Source organism: Solibacillus daqui, from assembly GCF_028747805.1.
Classification (GTDB): Bacteria; Bacillota; Bacilli; order Bacillales_A; family Planococcaceae; genus Solibacillus; species Solibacillus daqui.
In genome coordinates this window covers 388,377-408,691 of record NZ_CP114887.1, presented here as the reverse complement: position 1 = coordinate 408,691, position 20,315 = coordinate 388,377, and the positions used below count along the sequence as shown (strand labels likewise).

Genomic DNA, 20,315 nt, shown 5'->3' with positions numbered 1-20,315 from the left:
ATTGTTGATTTGGTGCTATGTTGGTTAGAGCAAAAATCAACGGCCAAACTTTATTAAAACAACAATCTCTGTGTGAAGAGAGCCAAGATTAAAAAGATCGTTTTAAGCTTAAACATATGGCTTAAAACGGTCTTTATTGTTATTATCTAGACGTTAAATTTAAAGAATATCGCCAGATGTATTATAGATACATCACGTTCACGGCTTGTATGAATAATTCACCATCATCTTATTCATCACTTAGTTTAGTCATAAGTGGAGAATGATAATGCAATAGATTAATAATCCGTCTTGCCATTTCTTCTGGGTTTGCATCGTAGCTGCTTCGAATCCATTCTAAAATAAATCCATATATCCCATAAGAGCGATAATGAATAAAGTACTGTGCGTTAATTTCAGTAGCTTGATCCCCTAAAAAATACATACGGTTTTGGAATATATTTTGTAGTTCTGTTAATAAGGTTTGATTAATATTTGGGAGCGTATTTTCAAGCACAAGTAGATCATAGAAGCTTCGATTCTCTTTAATATAATGAAATACATCCGTACCTGAAGCGTCCATTTTACGTAAATCTAATAATGGATTATCTCGAACTGGCTTACAAAATTCATAAATAAATTTTTCCATTTCCAAAGCTATTATTTCTTCAGCGAGCTCGTCCTTACTATCGTAATGCACATAAAAGGTCGTTCGGTTATAGTTAGCCTTTTCTACAATATCCTTTACACGTACATTCGTATAACCGTTCTTTACTACAAGCGTTTTCAATGTTTGCCTAAGTTGATTCTTAGTCCTTTCAATGCGACGATCTTCTTTTTTTTCCATCTACCTACCCTCCAAAATCGACACTTTTAAAATAATGTTGAATACCAGTACATCTTATAATTAGGTGATGAAAACGGATACAAAATTACTTTTTTAATGATTGAATGCAAATTTTCCGCTACCTATAATTATTTCTGGGCGGATAATACTATCTTAACGATAGAATCTTATTCGTTTCAACTTTTAGGAGGTATTAACATGAAAATTCAAGCAATGGTAACAACGGATGTTATTGATTTCGAACAACAAACTTTGATTTTAGACGAGCCTAAAGCTGATGAAGTACTAGTGAAAATCGTTGCAACGGGTGTTTGTCATACGGATGCAACTGTTTTAGATAAATCTACACCTGTTCCTTACCCAGCGGTACTTGGTCACGAGGGTGCTGGAATTGTAGAAAAAGTTGGGGCAAACGTAACGACAGTCCAACCAGGAGATCATGTTGTACTTGGTTTCACTTACTGCGGTCACTGCGATAACTGCTTAGAAGGTAACGCTGGTGGTTGTGAAAACATGCTCCCTCTAAACTTCGGTGGTAAAAATAAACACGGTGAAACGCCACTTCACACAGAAAATAATCAAGATGTATCTCAATTCTTTGGACAATCTTCATTCGCTACTTACGCCACAGTTTCTGAAGGTAATGCTGTTAAAGTAGATAAAGAAATCGACCTACGCTTTCTTGGACCTTTCGGCTGCGGTATCATGACTGGTAGTGGAACTGTATTAAATTCACTTGCACCAGAACCAGGTTCAAGCTTTGTTGTATTCGGTACCGGTGCTGTAGGCTTAGCAGGTATGATGGCAGCAAAAATTGCGGGATGCTACCCTATCGTTGCTGTAGACATTCATGATAGTCGACTTGAATTAGCAAAAGAGCTAGGTGCAACACACACAATCAATAGTAAGCAAGAAGATGTAATAGCACGTATTATTGAAATCACTGGTAAAGGTGCTCACTATGCATTAGAAACTACTGGTGTTCCAGAAGTAACATTAGCTGGTATTCGCTCATTACGTGTAAAAGGTGAAATCGCTTCTGTAGCTGTTGGTAAACGTGACTTAACATTAAATGTGTTCACAGACATCGTTGGTCCTGCAAAAACTTTAAAAGGTGTTATTGAAGGAGACGCAGTACCACAATTAATTATCCCTAAATTAGTTCAATTCTTTAAAAATGGCCAATTCCCGGTAGATAAACTGGTGAAATTTTATGATTTCGATCAAATTGAACAAGCATTTGCTGATTCTAAAAACGGTTCAACGATTAAACCAATTTTAGTTTTAGACAAAACGTATAAGGCTTAAAACTAATTTCCCACAATTGTTATAAAAAGTGCTAATTGATTAAAAATCAACTAGCACTTTTCATTTTCTTATTATAGACTTCCAATATTTCCTTTTTAAAAATAATTTATAGAACTAACTAATTCCAGTTCTTCATTAATTTTAACCGAAACCCCATGATCTAGTGAAATCTCGACAGGATAAGCTGTTGATTTTTTATTTGAGAAAAACCATGTACGTCCCTCATTTACAAATAGTAGATATGTCGCATCTTCACGTTCTCCCATAAAAGATAAGCCTTCTGCTGAGATTTCTTCGCGATCACGTTCAAAGATGGATACTTCATGTAATGATGATACGGCCTTTAATTTATCGGTTACAACAATACTCATCTCAGACACTTTTTGTAGGGAAAAAGCATTAAACGGCTCATCACTTTGTTTTGCATCTGAAAAACGACAAATGAATTCAACAATGTTTCCGGCAGGATCCTCAAAATAAATAGATTTAGCATCAATGAAAGCAAAGTATACTTCATCATCCCCTTGCTCTTGAGATAATTCTAATTTTCCCTTTGTCCATGCCTTCGATTCTTCAAATTGATTTGAAGGTACATCAAATGCAAAATGATAGAATGGTTTTTCTTCCAACGGGGCTTTAATAAATGTAACCGTGGATTTACCTACTGTTATTGTAAAACGGTTATGTTCTTCTGAAGTTATAGGGAAATTGAGTGTAGTTTCATAAAATTGTTTTGTTGCTTCATAGTTAGAAGCATACATTGTAACGTGGTCAATATTCATAATATCTACCTCTTCTCTTTTGATACGTTAAAATTACCATTTTTTTATGATAAAACCGCCGTTCAAAAGTCTGAATTTTCAGGTATAAAAGTATTATTTTATGTATAATTTATTAACGATCAAAGGCGCTTCCTATTTTAAGGAAGCGCCTTTGGTAATTTATTTTACTCTAATTAGAAGTCAAAGTTATCAGGATCAGGTCCCACTCGGTGGTCTTGATTTAGCTGGTCAATTCTTTCCATGTCCTCTTTGGAAAGCTCGAAATCAAATATATCTGAGTTTTCAACGATACGATGTTCCTTCGTGGACTTTGGAATAGTTACCACACCATTTTGTAAATCCCATCTTAAGATAATTTGTGCAATCGACTTATTATACTGATTCGCAATTTCCAAGAGAACCGAGTTATCCAATAGCTGACCTTGCATTAACGGCGACCAAGCTTCCAACTGGATTCCTTGTTTTTTACAATAAGACTGTAAGCTTTTTTGTGTTAAGCGTGGATGATATTCTACTTGGTTCACCATTGGCTTAATTTCTGCATCCTTCATTAATTCTTCAAGATGATGAATTTGGAAGTTGCTCACTCCAATTGCCTTTACTTTTCCTTGTTTATAAAGTGTTTCTAATGCACGCCATGCCTCTTTGTATTTCCCTTCTACTGGCCAGTGAATCAAATATAAGTCCAAGTAATCAAGTCCAAGTTTTTTTAGACTTGTTTCATAGGCGTCGATGGTAGATTCGTAACCTAAGTCAGCATTCCATACTTTTGAAGTGATAAAAAGTTCTTCTCTAGAAATTCCTGTTTCCTTTAAGCCAGCATGGATGGCTTGTCCAACACTTTCTTCATTATCATAAATTGCAGCAGTATCAATGCTTCGGTAACCATGTTTAATTGCAAATTTAACGGCATTTACTAATTCAGGTCCATTCTCTACTTTAAATACCCCAATACCAAACCAAGGCATTTTGACTCCATTATTTAATGTTGTTGTCGCTTGTAAATTGTTTAACATAATCTATTCCTCCGTAATGTTTTTTTGAGCACAATGTATTTTAAGAGTGCTCATGCTCTTCACTATTCAATCTAGCCACTTTTTGATCTTTTTTTTCAAGATTTCGGCTCCAGCCAGTCAAGAAAACGGCTGCTAAAACCATTAATGAACCGATCCAAGTGGTATGAATCAATCCGATTGAATCTGTAATAACACCTCCCATATAGGATCCAAAAGCAATGCCAATGTTAAAAGCAGCTATATTGATCGCAGAAGCTACATCAACTGCAGTCGGAACAAACCGTTCTGCTAACATGACTACATATACTTGTAATCCCGGAACATTCATAAAAGCAAGTAGGCCCATAAAGAAAACGGTAATCAAGCCAACAAGTTTAAATGGTGCTGTAAACATGAAGATTAATAGAACTACTGCTTGAAAGATAAACATATAAAATAATGCTTTAAGCGGATTTTGATTGGATAACTTTCCTCCTATCATATTTCCGATAGCAATAGCTAGCCCATATAGCAGAAGAATGATAGCCACTGTTCCTTCCTTAAATCCGGTTATATCCTGTAGTATTGGGGATAAATAAGTAAAGACTACAAATGTTCCTCCATATCCTAAGGCAGTAATGATAAATAAAAGTAATAAACGACCATTTGTTACTAATTTAAATTGATCGCGTAGTGCAGTGCGCGTCCCTCGTTTTAAGTTAGATGGAACGAGAAGACTGTTTGCAATTAGAGCAATAATCCCAACTACAACAATAAGAATGAACGCTGCTCTCCAGCCGAAATTTTGTCCAATGAATGTCCCTAATGGAACACCTGTAACAGTCGCTACCGTAAGCCCAGAGAACATGATGGATATGGCACTTGCTCGTCGATTTTCAGGTACTAAATCTGCCGCAATTGTTGAACCAATCGACATAAAAACCCCATGTGAAAAGGCAGAAATTACGCGAGCAATTAGTAATACACCAATACTTGTAGCACTTGCCGCTATACTATTACCGACAATAAAAATGATCATTATAGATATTAATAAAGTTTTGCGTGACATCCTGGCAGTGAGTGATGTTAAGACAGGTGCCCCGAAGGTTACTCCTAAAGCATATAGTGAAACAGTGAGACCAGCTGTTGTAATAGGTACTTTTAAATCTTCGGCTATTAACGGTAATAACCCTACGCTAATAAATTCTGTAGTTCCTATGGCGAATGCACTTATGGCCAAGGCAAGAAGCGCAAATGTGCTTCGTTTTTTTTCGATAGACATATGTTCCCTCCCAAATATTGTAAAATTGTATGAATGAACCTTCTTAAAGGTCATGATATAAGTGGACTACCCATTTCAGCGGGCAAGTGTTATTATCGAATATATTGTAATGAATGGGAAGTACGCACTTTAAAGTGATATAGGAACCTGAAAGTAACATAGATACTTTTTAGTGCCTATAGATTTAGGAGGACTTAGTTATGAAGAAAAAGAAATACAATATAACAGTTGAAGCCACCTTGGAAGTGATTGGAGGGAAGTGGAAATGCGTAATTTTATGCCACCTGACACACGGCAAAAAACGAACAAGTGAATTGAAGCGTTTGATGCCGAATATCACGCAAAAGATGCTCACTCAACAATTACGTGAATTAGAGGAAGATGGAATCATTAATAGAATCGTATATAATCAAGTTCCTCCGAAAGTGGAGTATGAGCTTAGTGAGTATGGATCGAGCCTGAGTGGTATTTTAAACTTATTATGCGATTGGGGAGAAAAACACATTACGAAAGTATATGGTGATAAATTTACGGTTTTAGAAGAGAACGTTTTAAATGAACATTTGAAGTAATCTTATGTTTGAGAAACTTTATATTGATTCGTAATGGTGAGAGGCTTGTTACGCGGAACCGTTTAATAAGTAAGTATCATTTATTCACATAACAAAACCAGCCCCGAAATTTACGCAATCATAGTTTCGGGGCTGGTTTTAATTTGGGTGATTATTGAATGTCCACAGCTTGTTTTGATAATGTTTTTGTCATTTCGCAGTATTGCACGAACACGCGCGCTAGTTCGCGTAGACGGTTGTGTACATCTTCACTAGTAATATTATTGTCTTTATCGAAATGATCCGCGTGCGTGTACACGTAGTTTGGTGTGACTAGGCAGCGGAAGTAATCTAAAATTGGGCGTAATTGATTTTCTAATACTAAATGATGCTGGTACGTCCCACCATTACCAACGATTGCAGCTGGCTTGTAACGCATTGCTTTTGGTGGAATCATGTCAAAGGCATTTTTTAGTACACCTGGAATCGATGCTTGGAAAATGGGTGACGCAAAAATGTATGCGTCCGCCTCTTCAAATTTTTGAATCATCTTTTTCATATCATCATTTAGCGGGCTGCCGTCTAAAATTTGATGCTGAAGCTTTGAAAAATATAAAATTTCAAGCTCTAACTCAGGGTTTAAAGCTGTGATATATTGTTGAACCTGTTCTAAAAGAACACCGGTTTTGCGACCAAAAATCGTCCCATCGACAAGTAAAATCTTCATTTTTGTTCCTCCATGTAACTCATTGTACCCTTATTGTATCAGAATAATGATTTAATATAATAGGGAGTTGCTTCTAAATGTTCAATTTCAGTCTTTTGTCGTAACTCATTTTTGCGCAATTCCATGCAGATTTTTTTAAACATTTGCTTTTAAAACATCTCTAAAAACCTGTGACTTCTGTACCTATTTTTTTGCTTATAGTACAATAAGAATTTGCTGAAGCAAGATCAATTACGCCTCGGCGTAATTGCGTCCAGATTTTTTCAAGCTCGCTTGAAAAAATCCCCTAAAAAATCTGTGACATCCGCCGGGGCTTAACCTGATTCAGCCAGGGTTTGAACCCTCACTTACAGAAGTAGGCGACTTTTGCTGAAGCAAGTTAAAATTAGTCACGCTTATCCGCTTCTTTTTTTTTGCTTCGATCAAATACAACCTCTTTGTCAATCGGTGGCAACTCATCTTTTTTTAGCTTACTCCAATTGAATGAAATCTCTTTTTCTGCTAGTTCGGCCTCAACTTTCTCTACAGGCGGAATATCCATCGATAATAGCTCGTCAGATTTATAAATCGTTACCTTTTGCTTTTCCCCTTGTAGTGCAATCATTTTCATCGCACGTGCAATTTGCTCGGCTGGAATTGAGCGCACCTGTTTCAACGGTCCAACTAACAGCGGATTCACCATTTTTAGCGCTATTGCACCGATAGACTCTCCAAAACGAAATTCCCCACGCTCTCCTATAATGAGTGATGGCCGCACAATGGATAGTTGCGGGAAGTCCATCGTAATGAGCGCATTTTCTAACTTACCCTTTACACGACTATAATACGCAAATGCCTTTTCATTTGCACCCATTGCCGAAATGACAATAAAATGCCCGATCCCTCGATTTTTTGCCAACGCCGCAATTGTTAATGGGTATTCGAAATCTACCTTTTCAAACTGTTCCTTTGAACCCGCTTTTTTCATCGTTGTTCCTAAGCAGCAATATACTTCGTGGGCAAACTCAATATCACTCTCTGCAATTTGATCAAATTCACGCAATGTGACGACTAATTTTGGGTGAAAATAATCAAGTGGTCTTCTCGAAATAACATTGACAGAAACGTACTCGTCACTATTGCACAATAATTTAACTAAAGCTGAGCCGACTAAACCTGTCGCACCAACTACTAAAGCTGAACGCATCTCCTTCATTTCTATCCCTCATTTTTCGTAGTGTATAAAATGTATATATTCATAATTTCGGATATTCCGCCATATTTTATAGAGATAGTGGAAAGGATGGGATGAAATTGCCTAAGAAAAGAATTATTTGGATTATCGAACATTGTGATACGAAAGGCATGTATCCATTTGAGCGCGCCGTTACCCTCGCAAATTTCCTACGCGATGAAAGTGTTTTTTTATTTGTAAAAACGGAAAACCAAGCGCTCATTGATAAGCTAGCTACGACGGGTTTAACGATTGTATTATTCGATCGTTTCATAGAATTGAAAAATAAAATTCGTGAGCTTGAGCCAGATTTGATCGTCCATGACGGCAAGGATACACAGCTTGAACAAGTTGAAATGATTCGTCCATATTGCTCGACAATTGTCCATTTCGATGATTTTGGAGTGGGTGCACAGCTTGTCGACTGCCATATTATTGCGCTATTTGGTGAGCCGCACGAGGATTCGATTCCACAAGAGCTTGCTGGTAGCTATGCATTTGCTGTGCCACCAAATTTACAACAAACAGCCCAGGAAATTTATGATGCAGCAGATTGCAATATTAAAGGAGAACTTCCTCACATCGTTATTGCTTATGAAGACGGTGATGCCAATAATTTAACGTACCGCACATTACGCCACTTAACGCAGCTACATATCCCACTCAAAATTTCAATCGCCATTGATGATGATTACAAGCACGATATTGATAGCCTTAAAATGATGGCATTAAGCCGACGCAATATAGAACTCGTGCAACGTCCAGATGCCCTACTCCACCTAATGCCGAAAGCCGATTTAATTATTTGTAATGCTAACTATACACCTTACAAAGTGGCTGCTGCCGGAATCCCTTGCATTACAACTGCCCAGCACGAGCAGGAATTAAACTATACATTTGCCCGCGAAATGAACGGCTTCATTCACATTGGCTTAGGTCGAAAAATGAAGCAGTCCATTTTACAAAACGCTGTCATGGAGCTATTACTTCACGAATCCCGTCGTGAACGTGCTGTACGCAAACAGCGGGCTTTAGAAATTTTAACGAACAATGATATTTTAAAAAATTTACTACTCGATTTAGCATATTCTCGTCATAATCTTGCGCACATGTAGTGAAAAATTTAGACGCATTATGTTACAATAAAAAAAGATGAATTTTCGTTAGTTAAAGGAGCAAATATCAATGCTAACAAAGGACCAATTACAGCAGCAAATTGCCGAATTGAAGATGGATTACATCAATCTTCAAGGCGATATGGAAAAATTAGAATCACTTGGCCATGCAGATTCAGTGAAACAGGCATTAACACGTCTAGAAAATATGGAAGCAAGGCTCGCAGAACTAAATAAACAGCTCGCAGCACTTTAATGCCTGCGAGTTTTTTGATGGATAAAATTAAACTACAAACATTCGGAGGATTAGTATATGGCAATATTAACAGTTGAAAACTTAGGTCATTCATTCGGTGACCGTACATTATTTAAAGATGTTTCATTCCGTTTAGTTGAAGGCGATCACATCGGTTTAGTTGGTGCTAACGGGGTTGGAAAATCAACATTAATGAGCATCATTACAGGACAAGCAATTCACGACGAAGGTAAAGTGGAATGGCTACCGGGTACGCACTATGGTTACTTAGACCAGCACACTGTATTAACAGCAGGCCGTTCAATGCGTGATGCATTACGTGACGCGTTTTTACCTCTTTACAAAAAAGAAGAGCGTTTAAATGAAATCTCTACAGAACTTGCTGAGCCAGATGCAGATTACGATAAGCTATTAGAAGAAATGGCTGAAATTCAAGATGCACTAGACGCAGGCGATTTCTACAGCTTAGATATGAAAATTGATGAGGTTGCACGTGGTTTAGGCTTAGATGCAATTGGTTTAGAACGTGACGTAGCGGCTCTTTCAGGTGGGCAACGTACAAAAGTTTTACTTGCCAAGCTTTTATTAGAAAAACCAAAAGTTTTATTACTAGACGAGCCTACGAACTATCTGGACGAAGAGCACGTAACTTGGTTAAAAAACTATTTAAAGAACTATCCATACGCATTCCTATTAATTTCGCATGACACGGAATTCATGAATGATGTTGTGGATGTCATCTTACATTTAGAATTCACAAAAATGACGCGTTACACGGCAACTTATGAAAAATTCACCGAGCTTGCGGAAATTAACAAGCGTCAACATATCGATGCGTATGAAAAACAACAGGAATTTATTAAACAGCAAGAGGATTTCATCGCTCGTAACAAGGCTCGTTATTCGACAAGCGGCCGTGCAAAATCACGTGCGAAGCAATTAGACCGTATGGAGCGTATTGACCGCCCTGAAACAGCTGTAAAACCAGAATTCAGTTTTAAAGAAGCACGTACACCAGGTCGCTATGTGGTAGAAGCAGAAAACTTAGTCATCGGGTATGACAAAGAAAAACCATTATTGCCGCCACTTACCTTCCAAATCGAGCGCGGTGAAAAGATCGCCCTTGTAGGGATGAACGGTGTTGGTAAATCGACATTACTAAAAACAATGCTTGGCAAAGTGCAGCCGTTAGACGGGAAAGTTATTTTAGGTGACTATTTAGAGCCATCGTACTTCGAACAAGAAGTAAAAGCGGACAAAATTACACCAATCGATGATGTGTGGAATGCGTTCCCTTCTATGGAGCAAGCCCAAGTTCGTGCCGCATTAGCACGTGCTGGTCTTAAAACAGACCATATTACACGTCCACTAAACTCACTGTCTGGTGGTGAGCAAGCGAAAGTCCGTCTATGTAAATTAATGATGGATCAAACAAACTGGTTAATTTTTGACGAACCAACAAACCACTTAGACGTGGACGCAAAAGAAGAATTAAAACGCGCTATGAAGGAATTCAAAGGCACAATCGTTCTCGTATCACACGAGCCTGAATTCTATGATGGTCTAGCAACAAAAGTCTGGAACGTACAAGATTGGTTCACTTCACGCGAAACGAAAGAATTAAACGAATTTAAATAAAATGAAACAAAACGCTATTTTCTGTAACAGGGAAATAGCGTTTTTCATTTTTTCAGTAAGGTGGTTCTGATACGTTATGAGCGATGAACGCCATGCCGAAAATTTGGTTACAACCTTGCTCGCTACACAACGTTGCGGCGGAATCTTTTTTTGAAGTTTCCCCTCTTTTATCTCCAACTTTACAAAACTGTAATGTTAAATTTGAAACTTTTTATTCGCACAAACGTATATTTTATTAAAAGAATGGGTAAACAATAATGGAAAAGTAAACCAACAAAAAAATGTTGCAATATAAATAGCTTAGTAGTAAGATATAAATATAAACATATATCTTACCGCTAAGCTATCACCTAAATATTTAATTATGGGAAGCGAGGAAATTCATTATGCCAGTTACAATTTATACACAATCAAGCTGTTCTTCATCACGAAAAGCATTAAAATGGTTAAACGAAAACCATATCGCTTACACTGAAAAACGTACAACATCTCAGCCTTTAACATTAGCCGAGTTCAAACATATTTTAAGCATGACAGAAGATGGAACTGACGAAATTATCGCAACAAACTCAAACGATTTTAAAAACTTAGACATTGATATCGATCAATTATCAATTCAAGAACTATACAATTTAATTCAGCAGCATCCACGTATGTTGCGTAGCCCTATTTTACTTGATAAAAAACGCATTCAAATCGGCTATAACGAAATGGACATCCGTCGCTTCATTCCACGTAAGGTGCGTGCATTTGAACTGAATGCCCTTCAAAAGCTAGCTGTAGAATAGCGAAAACTTTTTGGAGTTGACCACTAATGAATGAGCAAAAACGAGATCAAATATCGGCTCTTTTTGAAACTTTGACCTCATTGGAACGTAAAATCGCAAACCAATGGAACAGCCATGACCTATTAGGTTTTTCAAAGTCACATATTTTAATTTTAGCTTTTCTTCATACAGAGGGGCCAAAACGACCTTCTGCCATTGCTGAAAAGTTAAAGGTGACAACGGGTGGCGTTACCGTATTAACATCGAAGCTCCTTAAAGCGGGCTTAATCGAAAAAACGCAAAATGAAACTGACCGCCGCGCCTCTCAAATTCATATTACCCAGGCTGGCGTCGAAATGCTTGCTCAATCTAAAAAACAAGTCGATGTGGTGTTTGAAAGTTTGTTTGGAATGTTAGACGAAGACGAGCTTAAAACACTCACACAAATCTTTGCAAAATGCGCGAAATTATAAAAGTACGCTAGCTACTATGCTGGCGTACTTTTTTGTGTCGTAATAGGGAATAAATAGAACAAATACGCTACAAGCAGCTATTAGAAGTAAGAGGGACTCATAATGAGTATTTAATACAAAATTTGGAATAAAGTGCATGTATCTAATATAGTCCGTTCTGCTTCGTTACGGGGGACGCTTTTCTGGGGGCGTGGCTACAACTAACTCATTTGTGCCTCTAAAGGTGGCACAAATGAGTGGATTTTCCGCACACGCTTGATCCCCTAGAAGTCGCCCCCTTCACTTCGCGCCACTCTACTATAAAACATAAGGTTGATTTTTATTACAAAGGTTTTTTAATGAAGTGTACAGAAACTTACTTTGTTATTGGAATGATGTCAACTTCTATTCAAAAATGATATTATTTTGACTCAATTAAAGTAGCTAATTTTATTGCTTTAGCTAACTTTTAATCAAAAATATAATATTGTAAACAGCATAACATTTTATCCATCACCGCCGCCTCGCGATAGAGCAAGCGGCAGCATTTTAAGCTCTTAACTATATAGGGAAAAGTAACATTTTAATTTGGCGGGCCTTGCATGCGGCATTAAAGACAGTAAAGAAAAAGTCTAAAACCCTTTTTAGACTTTTTCTTTGCGCCGAGGATAGTAAAATCGCGATTTTACTACCCGCAGAAGCAGTAATGCTCCTGTCGCTCTGCTTTCGTCGCAGTATTTAAAGTCAGCCAATCCGGTGCTGACTTTAAATATGCTGTCATGCCGTTGCCCGCCGAAAATAAGTAGATTGCACTTGATCCATTTTTGTTAGTATATTTGCTCAATGTTAGTAGAAGAATAAATCTTTTTTATTCAACCTTCTCACCTTCATTAACAGTTTATTCAAATCAATGATTATAGCCGTTAATTCTACAAATATGCTCATATTCCTTTAACAATATAAAAAGAAGGCGCTTTTCGTATATAAAAGCGCCTTCTTTTCATTGATTTATTGAACCTTTTTACTGTTGTTTTCGTCCTAAGAATTAAGCTGGTAAAATCGCATCGGCTACATGATTGTCTGCCAATAAAATTTCCTTTAAACGAGCTTTTGCGCGGAATAAACGAGATTTTACTGTGCCGATGGATACTTTCATAAGCTCTGAAATTTCTGCTAATGAAAATTGATCTACATAGAAATACCATAATGTTTTTTGATAAATGCCTTCTAATTGGCTCATTTTTTCTTGAACAATTTTTGTGATTTCTGTTTTTTCTACAAGTTCCTCTGTTGAAGCCTCATTATTGGGAACCAAATCTAAAATAGGTACGTCTAATTGTTCAGGTTGGCTCATCATGTATTTGCTACGACGCACATTTTTGCGGTAACGATCGCGGAATGTATTCATTGTAATTGTTGTAAGCCAAGCTTTTACATGGTCAACTCCAGCTACTGATTCTTCGTAGCGCACAACTTTTACCCAAACTTCTTGCATTAAGTCTTCCGCTTCAGTTTGATTGCGTGTTAATTTTAAGCATAGGTGGTAAATGTAGCGGTTGTATTCATCATAAATTGTTGATAATAATTCGTTCATTTGTAAACCCTCCGATAGATTTTATTTATATAAAAGTCAATGTATGTTTAAATGCATGTAGTTACTTTCTAACTTTATTTTGCCAAAATTTATACTTACACTCTATCGGATTGGCTTTCAATTAACTTACAATGATGTAAGGTACGTCGTAATTATTTGTAATATCCAAAGATTTATGGTCTTTTGCAACAACTACACTTTCCCTTCCTTACAACGTTTTCATGATATTTTCAATAAGTTCTGCTACCTTTTTAAAATCCCGTTCAAATTTCGGCTGAATCATACTAATTTGTGCGCTATGTCGCTCTTTCAAATAGCCACTATCCCCATGCAACAAAAAGCCATTTAACGCACAGGTTTCCATAATTTTTGGCATTTCATCATGCTGCAACGTCGCTATAATCGGGTTCACTGCCTGAATCGGTAACGCGGCTTTTCTTACAAGCTCCAACCGGTTTTGTAAGATTTCAAAGCGTACTGGATATGCCTTTAGAGCGGTGTTAACTGACTGAACTAAGAAATGTGGCAGCGTAAATGGAATCGTTTTTTCCATATAATAAGGTAAATTCATATACAGTGGTGCGACGCTTACTTGTGGCGCTTCCTTACAAAAGACGAAAGCTACCCCTGCAATTGTCCCAAGCGCTTTGCCACTACTCGCCGTTGCATAATGTACATGCGCCATCGAAAACGGTGTAGCCCCAAACGAACTCACACAATCCGCACATAAAGCGATATCATAACGCGCTGCTAAATGCTTCAAGTCCTCTAATGGATTCATTGTACTATTGGACGTTTCACTATGAACGAAGACAATATATCGATACGTATCGGTTTGCAGTTGCTGCTCGATCCGTTCGATTGAAAATGGCTGCCCCCAACCAAAATCTAACCAATCAAACGATAAATCCCATTGCTGCGCCTGATGAATCAACCGATTGCCAAACTCCCCGTTCGTTAAAAATAAGCCTCGTCCATCGTTAAAATCACTTTTTAGCTGTCCTAACATCGCATCATTCGCTAATGTGCCACTGCCCACCATCGGAATGACAAACTTTGCACTCGTTAGCTGACACAGTGTTTCTTTCATCTGTGCAAGCTCCTGCTCAAATTGAAACGAGCGATGCGATAAAACCGATTGCTCAATCGAAAATTCCAATGCGACAGGGCCAGGGTAAAATACAGCATTATTTTCACGTAAGCGCTCACGAAATACTGCGCTATCTTTACGTGTCAGCACCATTGGTAAAAAACGTGCTTCTTCTGTCCCTACTGCTGGCGCAAACTGTTTAAAGCCCATCTCGCTATACAGCTTTTCCTCGCGCACCGTACCTGAAATGACGCATGCCGTATAGCCCTTGTCATAATAGTAGCGATAAATGGCCGTAGCTAGCTTAGAAAATACACGCCCATTACGATGTGCTTTTTTCACCGCTAATAATCGGATTTCACATAAATAAGCACAATCTTCTGGCGCTAAATGCTTTTCAACGATGCCAATTTTTTGATCGATTGAAAAGGGTCGCTTATCGCGAAACGCAGCCATTCCAACGATTTCTATGCCTTTATAGACGACGATATATGTATTTTCAGTATGAAATTTATCGACTAATCGCTTTTGGTTATTTGATGTATGCTGCGGAATTTCTTCAACAAAAGTCTCATAGTTTAAGGCCGCAATCGCATCGAATTCTTTTTCTGTTGTAGCAATTTTACTCCAATACATTTGGTTTCACTCTTTCTATTATGCTTTTTCGTTGCTTCCAAATAACGAGCAGTAAGGCAATACAAAATAGGCTTCCCGCGGGTTGTTGTACGACAAGTAGCAATCCATAAGCAACAAATCCTACAACCATGCTAATTGTTGCACTTTTTGTAAGAATGACGCTTAATCCAAATCCCCCTAAAAATACAAGGAAAGACAGTGGTGCAAACAATACCATTGCCCCGATGATTGTTGCAACGCCCTTGCCCCCCTTCCCCTTGTTCCAAAATGGATAAAGGTGACCGAGAATAACGGCAATAACCGCAAGAGCAATCGTTATTTCAGAATAGTCCAGTAACCGTCCCGCTAAAACAACTAGGAGCCCTTTCAAGCCATCTCCAATCGCCACAATAACAAAGGCACCTTTACCAAGTGTTCGTCCTGCATTACGGGCGCCTAAATTGCCACTATTGGCTTGTTGCAAATCAATGCCCCTTACTTTACCCACTAGAACCGCAAATAAAATGTTGCCGACCAAATAACTTAGAAAAATATATAGCATTGCCTGCATCTCCTTTATTGCTTTTTCTCAATTACGCCTCGGCGTAATTGCGTCCAGATTTTTTCGAGCGTGCTCGAAAAACTCCTCTTAAAAATCTGTGACATCCGCCGGGGCATAACTTGATTCAGCTAGAGTTTGAATTTCCACTGAAACGAGTTGCATTTTTAGGCATTCATCCCCCTCTTATAGAAATTGGGACTTCCGCTGAAACAAGTTAATCTGTTAATTCTATCGTAGCGTATTTTTTTATGGATAGAAACGTAGAATTTTCCAAATGAAATCTACATGAATAAAGACATAAAATCGCGCTATTTGGTTTCGATTTGTGTTTTTCTAAATTTCCTACACTTCTTTTTTATATGCTTTGCTTTTCCTCCATAGTAGAAAGCCACCTCTCATTTTGGTGATGCGTAACGAAACTGGAAAATAAATGAATCAATAGTAACTTGTTATCTAGCATTTTCGAGCGCATAATGCATTCAATCAAAATATTCAATACATGAAGAAGAAATTTACGGAAAAGGTGTGGTGCGTAATGTGGAAACAAATTTTCATCGGAAAGCCTTTAAAATTAAACAGTGAAAAGCAGCAAGCGGTATCGAAAAAAGAGGCGCTAGCTCTCCTGTCTTCGGATGCATTATCTTCGGTTGCCTATGGACCAGAGCAAATCATCATCGTACTTTCGGCGGCAACTGCCTTACATTCGCTCTATACATTACCCGTTGCTGGGCTCATATTAGCGTTGCTGTTTTTACTTGTTATTGCTTATCGTTCGGTCATTACCCAGTTTCCAGAGGGTGGCGGTGCCTATAAAGTCACACAAAAATATATGAATAACTATGTAGCGCTTTGTACAGCCGGGCTTCTTTTAGTCGATTACATTTTAACGATTGCCGTAAGCGTATCTGCCGGTGTAGATGCTTTAACTAGTGCCTTTCCAAGTTTACATGCGTCTCGAATTATAATTAGCGTGCTTTTTATCGGTGGGTTACTATTACTTAACTTACGTGGTGTAACAGAAACCGCACGCGTATTGATGTTTCCTGTGTACGGCTTTATTGTGGCGATGTTTCTCGTTTTCATCATGGCACTTTTTAAATGGAATGATGCTGTGATCGTTTCCCCGGCTACAATAGAAGCTTTTTCATGGATGTTGCTCATTAAAGCTTTTGCGGTTGGCTGTTCTGCGCTTACAGGTGTAGAAGCGATTAGTAACGCGGTTCCCAATTTCAAAAAGCCAGCTGCCGTCAATGCACAAAAAACGATGCTAGTATTAGCGGGTGTCTTAACGTTGCTCTTTAGTGGAGTCCTAATTTTTACAACGCATTTTCAAATTACACCATCCATGAATGAGACGATTTTATCTCAGCTTGCGTCTCAAATTGTTGGACGAAATGGCTTTTATTTTTTCATTCAGGCTGTAACGATTAGTATTTTATTACTTGCAGCAAACACCTCCTTTGCAGCGTTTCCGCAACTATTAGCGAATCTCGCGAAGGACGGCTATGCACCGCGCATCTTTTTAAATCGTGGAGATCGTCTTAGGCTACTCCAATAGTATGATTGCGCTTAGTATCGCTGCTATTCTGTGTATTGTGGTGTTTCAAGGTAATACCGAGCAACTGATTCCTTTATATGCAGTCGGTGTGTTTGTACCATTTACGTGTGCATTACTGGGGCTTGTCATTTGCTATTGGAAAACGGCTCAGATGATTGTTCCTCTACTGGCGATGCTCTTAACTGCTACGGTTGTGATTGCGCTGATTGTGACAAAATGGATGGTCGTTTGGCCTGTTGTTATTTTTGTGCCAATCATTGTCTATGGCTGTTTGCGTATTCGCCACCACTATGATGAAGTGGCACAATCTTTAACAAATGAGACGGTTTTCCCTAACTATAATGGGCAAATCATGATTGTTCCGATTAGCGGTATTTATCAAACAACGAAAAAAGCACTTGCGATATTAGAATTACAGCATTGCTCGAATATGTATGCACTTTATATTGGACACTCCACGGAGGATGTGGCACATATGAAGGAGGAATGGGCTACATTTGCACCAAACATCCGTCTCATCACATTTGTCTCTAGTAATCAGTATTTGTTAAAGCCGCTCATGCGTACGATTTTGAAAATAAAAGCTAGGGCAGACAAACAAAATTATCATGTAATGGTTGCTGTACCGCAGCTCGTGACACAAAAAAAACGGCATGCCGCGTTGCATAACCATCATGCCTTTGCATTGAAGCAAGCCCTTTTAGCACAGCCTGGAATTTCTATTATGAATGTACCCTATTCCGTGCAGCCAAATCATGATAAAGGCTAAAGCGTATGCTATACTTATTTCTATAATCGAAATAATAGGAGGCCCATTTATGAATCATTTACAAACATTAGATGCTTACTTTACAGAACATCGCGAGCGCCATTTAGCCGAATTAAACGAATTTTTACGCATTCCAAGTATTTCTGCCCTATCCGAGCACAAAGCAGATATGGCGACTGCTGCGAACTGGTTAGCAGATCACTTAAAATCATTAAATATCGAAAACGTTGCAGTTGAACAAACAGCTGGCCACCCTGTTGTGTATGGTGAATGGTTATATGCAGAAGGAAAACCAACGATTCTATTCTATGGTCACTATGATGTACAGCCAGTTGATCCATTACATTTATGGGAGACACCGCCGTTTGAGCCATCAATTCGTGACAACAAGCTGTTTGCACGTGGGTCTTCTGATGACAAAGGCCAAGTGTTCATGCACTTAAAAATGATTGAAGCACTGTTTGCTATGGAAGGAACATTGCCTGTAAACGTGAAATTTATTTATGAAGGCGAAGAAGAAATCGGTAGTCCGTCACTTCCTCAATATACGGAAGACAATAAAGAAAAATTAGCAGCAGACTTAATCGTTATTTCGGATACTGGTCTTTATGCAAAAGGAAAGCCAGCAGTATGCTACGGCTTACGTGGCTTAACAGGTGTACAAATTGATGTGCGAGGTGCGAAAGGTGATTTACATTCAGGCCTTTACGGTGGCGGTGTACAAAATGCCATTCACGCATTAGCTGACATTTTAGCGTCATTCCGTGATGAGCATGGCACAATCCAAGTTGAAGGCTTCTATGACAATGTATTGCCATTATCAGAAGAAGAGCGCCAAGCATACCGCGACCTAAACTTTGACGAAGATGCATTAAAAGAAGAAGTGGGCGTTAAAGAATTATTCGGTGAAGCCGGTTACTCTTATTTAGAACAAACATGGGCTCGTCCAACGCTAGAAATTAACGGCGTGTTTGGTGGCTTCTCAGGTGAAGGCATTAAAACGGTGTTACCAGCTGAAGCAGGCGCAAAAATTACGTGCCGCTTAGTACCAAACCAAGATCCAGATGAAATCGTAGCGCTACTTAAAGCACATATTGAAAAGCACAAGCCTGCTGGTGTTGAGGTTGTTATTTCTGAGTTTGATAAAGGGAAACCTTACATCACACCATTCGATCATCCATTAATTCAAGCAGCGGGTCGTTCATACGAAAAAGTATACAATGTGCCAACTGCTTATACGCGCGGCGGTGGTTCGATTCCAATCGTAGCCGCATTTGATGAAATCTTAAACTTACCGGTTGTGCTAATGGGCTTCGGACTTTCAAGCGAAAACTTCCACGCACCAAACGAACACTTCCATTTAGAAAACTTCGACCAAGGCTTACGTGTACTTGGTGATTATATGCATGAAGTTGCGAATATTAAGCTATAGAAAGCATCGTTACTAGGATTTAATAGAAACACCGCTACGCTTGATATTATCAAGACCTAATTTTAAAAAAGATAGATAAATTAAAGGGTTCTACATATTAGTCATATCTAATATGTAGAACCCTTTCTTCTTTTACTAAAGCACCCGTTAATGAAACAAGATTTTAGCACCCTTTTAATTAGATTAGTAATTTACATCAAAGTTCGATAATTTTTATTAAATATTAAAACATTGAAATTTATAAACTTTTAATATTTTTATTACTCTCCAATTGTACTTGAATACCTAACCTATCAATCTGAATCCAATACTCTGAAATTTTTTCATTTTCTATTTTATATACCGCACTTGCCATTTGTATTATTGGAAGCCCTGTAGGTTGGTATCCATCAATTTCTCCTACGTGCGTACCTTTTTGTTTCCACCGTACATATACTTTATTTCCGCCTACTAATAATTCTTGAATTTCTAAAGAAAAATTACCATATGCTTCAATCATTTCTCTTACGTGTTCAGCATAATCCTTAGGTGTCCTCACCACTGTTTGTTCTACTTCAGATACAGTTTGATGTGCCACTACTTGTTCTGCCATTAATTGATTGGAGTATTCAGGATCATTACCTGAACGTACTTTTTCAAAAAATTCTCTAACAATTTGTTCTGGTGTCATTTAAAAACCCCCTTATGGATAAGAGGATATATGCTCATATATTGAACATATTATCCTCTTATTAGTATAGTCTATTTAAAAGAAAATGTAGCGGTGTTTTCGTTATTTAATAG

20 protein-coding genes are annotated in these 20,315 nt (G+C 38.1%); 10 read left to right on the top strand and 10 right to left on the bottom strand.

The annotated features are described in order from the left end of the window. Nucleotides 1-229 precede the first annotated feature (229 nt). Nucleotides 230-826 carry a TetR/AcrR family transcriptional regulator gene (locus O7776_RS01965; protein ID WP_274308981.1) on the bottom strand — a complete coding sequence of 199 codons (597 nt, stop codon included), beginning with the start codon at nucleotides 824-826 and terminating at the stop codon, nucleotides 230-232. Between the two features lie 198 nt (nucleotides 827-1,024). Here O7776_RS01965 and O7776_RS01960 point away from each other — a divergent pair, with 198 nt between their 5' ends. Continuing rightward, on the top strand, nucleotides 1,025-2,134 hold the full coding sequence (locus tag O7776_RS01960; protein ID WP_274308980.1) for an NAD(P)-dependent alcohol dehydrogenase: 1,110 nt from the start codon (nucleotides 1,025-1,027) through the stop codon (nucleotides 2,132-2,134). Nucleotides 2,135-2,229: 95 nt separating this feature from the next. On the opposite strand, the gene O7776_RS01955 is transcribed toward O7776_RS01960, so the two are convergent. The 3 genes from O7776_RS01955 to O7776_RS01945 all read right to left on the bottom strand — a co-directional run bounded on the left by O7776_RS01955 (nucleotide 2,230) and on the right by O7776_RS01945 (nucleotide 5,193). After that, the gene (locus tag O7776_RS01955; RefSeq protein ID WP_274308979.1) at nucleotides 2,230-2,916 is read right to left on the bottom strand and encodes a VOC family protein; all 687 of its coding nucleotides are present in this window, start codon (nucleotides 2,914-2,916) and stop codon (nucleotides 2,230-2,232) included. A gap of 173 nt (nucleotides 2,917-3,089) precedes the next feature. Further along, a complete protein-coding gene (locus tag O7776_RS01950; protein WP_274308978.1) occupies nucleotides 3,090-3,932 on the bottom strand; it encodes an aldo/keto reductase in 843 nt (280 codons plus the stop codon). Between the two features lie 40 nt (nucleotides 3,933-3,972). Next, a complete protein-coding gene (locus O7776_RS01945) occupies nucleotides 3,973-5,193 on the bottom strand; it encodes an MFS transporter (RefSeq protein ID WP_274308977.1) in 1,221 nt (406 codons plus the stop codon). 200 nt (nucleotides 5,194-5,393) lie between these two features. Here O7776_RS01945 and O7776_RS01940 point away from each other — a divergent pair, with 200 nt between their 5' ends. Further along, nucleotides 5,394-5,765 (top strand): winged helix-turn-helix transcriptional regulator, encoded by a 372-nt coding sequence (locus tag O7776_RS01940; protein WP_241367451.1) that lies wholly within the window; start codon nucleotides 5,394-5,396, stop codon nucleotides 5,763-5,765. A gap of 151 nt (nucleotides 5,766-5,916) precedes the next feature. Here the strand turns inward: O7776_RS01940 and O7776_RS01935 are convergent, their stop codons facing one another. Then, nucleotides 5,917-6,471, bottom strand: coding sequence for an NADPH-dependent FMN reductase (locus tag O7776_RS01935; RefSeq protein WP_241367450.1), 555 nt, complete (start codon nucleotides 6,469-6,471; stop codon nucleotides 5,917-5,919). A 385-nt stretch (nucleotides 6,472-6,856) separates the two neighbouring features. Beyond that, nucleotides 6,857-7,666, bottom strand: a complete 810-nt coding sequence (locus O7776_RS01930) for an NAD(P)H-binding protein (RefSeq protein ID WP_274308976.1) — start codon at nucleotides 7,664-7,666, stop codon at nucleotides 6,857-6,859. A 92-nt stretch (nucleotides 7,667-7,758) separates the two neighbouring features. Here O7776_RS01930 and O7776_RS01925 point away from each other — a divergent pair, with 92 nt between their 5' ends. The 5 genes from O7776_RS01925 to O7776_RS01905 all read left to right on the top strand — a co-directional run bounded on the left by O7776_RS01925 (nucleotide 7,759) and on the right by O7776_RS01905 (nucleotide 11,933). Further along, entirely contained in the window at nucleotides 7,759-8,799 is a 1,041-nt protein-coding gene (locus O7776_RS01925) for a PseG/SpsG family protein (protein WP_274308975.1), read from the top strand. Nucleotides 8,800-8,869: 70 nt separating this feature from the next. Next, entirely contained in the window at nucleotides 8,870-9,055 is a 186-nt protein-coding gene (locus tag O7776_RS01920; protein WP_241367447.1) for an SE1832 family protein, read from the top strand. Nucleotides 9,056-9,112: 57 nt separating this feature from the next. Then, complete coding sequence (locus O7776_RS01915; RefSeq protein WP_274308974.1) at nucleotides 9,113-10,693, top strand: ABC-F family ATP-binding cassette domain-containing protein; 1,581 nt, start codon at nucleotides 9,113-9,115, stop codon at nucleotides 10,691-10,693. Between the two features lie 386 nt (nucleotides 10,694-11,079). After that, complete coding sequence (gene spx, locus O7776_RS01910; RefSeq protein ID WP_241367445.1) at nucleotides 11,080-11,481, top strand: transcriptional regulator Spx; 402 nt, start codon at nucleotides 11,080-11,082, stop codon at nucleotides 11,479-11,481. A gap of 26 nt (nucleotides 11,482-11,507) precedes the next feature. Then, nucleotides 11,508-11,933, top strand: coding sequence for a MarR family winged helix-turn-helix transcriptional regulator (locus tag O7776_RS01905; protein WP_274308973.1), 426 nt, complete (start codon nucleotides 11,508-11,510; stop codon nucleotides 11,931-11,933). Nucleotides 11,934-12,957: 1,024 nt separating this feature from the next. Here O7776_RS01905 and O7776_RS01900 read toward each other — a convergent pair. The 3 genes from O7776_RS01900 to O7776_RS01890 form a co-directional block, all read right to left on the bottom strand. Then, the gene (locus tag O7776_RS01900) at nucleotides 12,958-13,506 is read right to left on the bottom strand and encodes an RNA polymerase sigma factor (RefSeq protein ID WP_274308972.1); all 549 of its coding nucleotides are present in this window, start codon (nucleotides 13,504-13,506) and stop codon (nucleotides 12,958-12,960) included. Nucleotides 13,507-13,714: 208 nt separating this feature from the next. Continuing rightward, the gene (locus tag O7776_RS01895) at nucleotides 13,715-15,232 is read right to left on the bottom strand and encodes an aminotransferase class V-fold PLP-dependent enzyme (protein WP_274308971.1); all 1,518 of its coding nucleotides are present in this window, start codon (nucleotides 15,230-15,232) and stop codon (nucleotides 13,715-13,717) included. Continuing rightward, on the bottom strand, nucleotides 15,219-15,773 hold the full coding sequence (locus tag O7776_RS01890; protein ID WP_274308970.1) for a glycerol-3-phosphate acyltransferase: 555 nt from the start codon (nucleotides 15,771-15,773) through the stop codon (nucleotides 15,219-15,221). Before O7776_RS01890 ends, O7776_RS01895 begins: the two co-directional genes overlap by 14 nt. A 535-nt stretch (nucleotides 15,774-16,308) precedes the next feature. Here O7776_RS01890 and O7776_RS01885 point away from each other — a divergent pair. From O7776_RS01885 to O7776_RS01875, 3 genes are read left to right on the top strand one after another with little or no spacing between them, the layout of a single operon-like run. Next, nucleotides 16,309-17,331: an APC family permease gene (locus O7776_RS01885; RefSeq protein ID WP_274308969.1), complete on the top strand. Its 1,023-nt coding sequence runs from the start codon at nucleotides 16,309-16,311 to the stop codon at nucleotides 17,329-17,331. A gap of 40 nt (nucleotides 17,332-17,371) precedes the next feature. Further along, a complete protein-coding gene (locus O7776_RS01880; RefSeq protein WP_274308968.1) occupies nucleotides 17,372-18,100 on the top strand; it encodes a hypothetical protein in 729 nt (242 codons plus the stop codon). 49 nt (nucleotides 18,101-18,149) lie between these two features. After that, the gene (locus O7776_RS01875; RefSeq protein WP_274308967.1) at nucleotides 18,150-19,532 is read left to right on the top strand and encodes a dipeptidase; all 1,383 of its coding nucleotides are present in this window, start codon (nucleotides 18,150-18,152) and stop codon (nucleotides 19,530-19,532) included. A 238-nt stretch (nucleotides 19,533-19,770) separates the two neighbouring features. Here the strand turns inward: O7776_RS01875 and O7776_RS01870 are convergent, their stop codons facing one another. Further along, nucleotides 19,771-20,202 (bottom strand): ester cyclase, encoded by a 432-nt coding sequence (locus O7776_RS01870; RefSeq protein WP_274308966.1) that lies wholly within the window; start codon nucleotides 20,200-20,202, stop codon nucleotides 19,771-19,773. Nucleotides 20,203-20,315 lie beyond the last annotated feature (113 nt).

Coding starts and splice junctions, on each gene's coding strand:
- O7776_RS01965 (WP_274308981.1), bottom strand. CDS start 826: ATGGAAAAAAAAGAAGATCGTCGCATTGAAAGGACTAAGAATCAACTT.
- O7776_RS01960 (WP_274308980.1), top strand. CDS start 1,025: ATGAAAATTCAAGCAATGGTAACAACGGATGTTATTGATTTCGAACAA.
- O7776_RS01955 (WP_274308979.1), bottom strand. CDS start 2,916: ATGAATATTGACCACGTTACAATGTATGCTTCTAACTATGAAGCAACA.
- O7776_RS01950 (WP_274308978.1), bottom strand. CDS start 3,932: ATGTTAAACAATTTACAAGCGACAACAACATTAAATAATGGAGTCAAA.
- O7776_RS01945 (WP_274308977.1), bottom strand. CDS start 5,193: ATGTCTATCGAAAAAAAACGAAGCACATTTGCGCTTCTTGCCTTGGCC.
- O7776_RS01940 (WP_241367451.1), top strand. CDS start 5,394: ATGAAGAAAAAGAAATACAATATAACAGTTGAAGCCACCTTGGAAGTG.
- O7776_RS01935 (WP_241367450.1), bottom strand. CDS start 6,471: ATGAAGATTTTACTTGTCGATGGGACGATTTTTGGTCGCAAAACCGGT.
- O7776_RS01930 (WP_274308976.1), bottom strand. CDS start 7,666: ATGAAGGAGATGCGTTCAGCTTTAGTAGTTGGTGCGACAGGTTTAGTC.
- O7776_RS01925 (WP_274308975.1), top strand. CDS start 7,759: ATGAAATTGCCTAAGAAAAGAATTATTTGGATTATCGAACATTGTGAT.
- O7776_RS01920 (WP_241367447.1), top strand. CDS start 8,870: ATGCTAACAAAGGACCAATTACAGCAGCAAATTGCCGAATTGAAGATG.
- O7776_RS01915 (WP_274308974.1), top strand. CDS start 9,113: ATGGCAATATTAACAGTTGAAAACTTAGGTCATTCATTCGGTGACCGT.
- spx (WP_241367445.1), top strand. CDS start 11,080: ATGCCAGTTACAATTTATACACAATCAAGCTGTTCTTCATCACGAAAA.
- O7776_RS01905 (WP_274308973.1), top strand. CDS start 11,508: ATGAATGAGCAAAAACGAGATCAAATATCGGCTCTTTTTGAAACTTTG.
- O7776_RS01900 (WP_274308972.1), bottom strand. CDS start 13,506: ATGAACGAATTATTATCAACAATTTATGATGAATACAACCGCTACATT.
- O7776_RS01895 (WP_274308971.1), bottom strand. CDS start 15,232: ATGTATTGGAGTAAAATTGCTACAACAGAAAAAGAATTCGATGCGATT.
- O7776_RS01890 (WP_274308970.1), bottom strand. CDS start 15,773: ATGCTATATATTTTTCTAAGTTATTTGGTCGGCAACATTTTATTTGCG.
- O7776_RS01885 (WP_274308969.1), top strand. CDS start 16,309: ATGTGGAAACAAATTTTCATCGGAAAGCCTTTAAAATTAAACAGTGAA.
- O7776_RS01875 (WP_274308967.1), top strand. CDS start 18,150: ATGAATCATTTACAAACATTAGATGCTTACTTTACAGAACATCGCGAG.
- O7776_RS01870 (WP_274308966.1), bottom strand. CDS start 20,202: ATGACACCAGAACAAATTGTTAGAGAATTTTTTGAAAAAGTACGTTCA.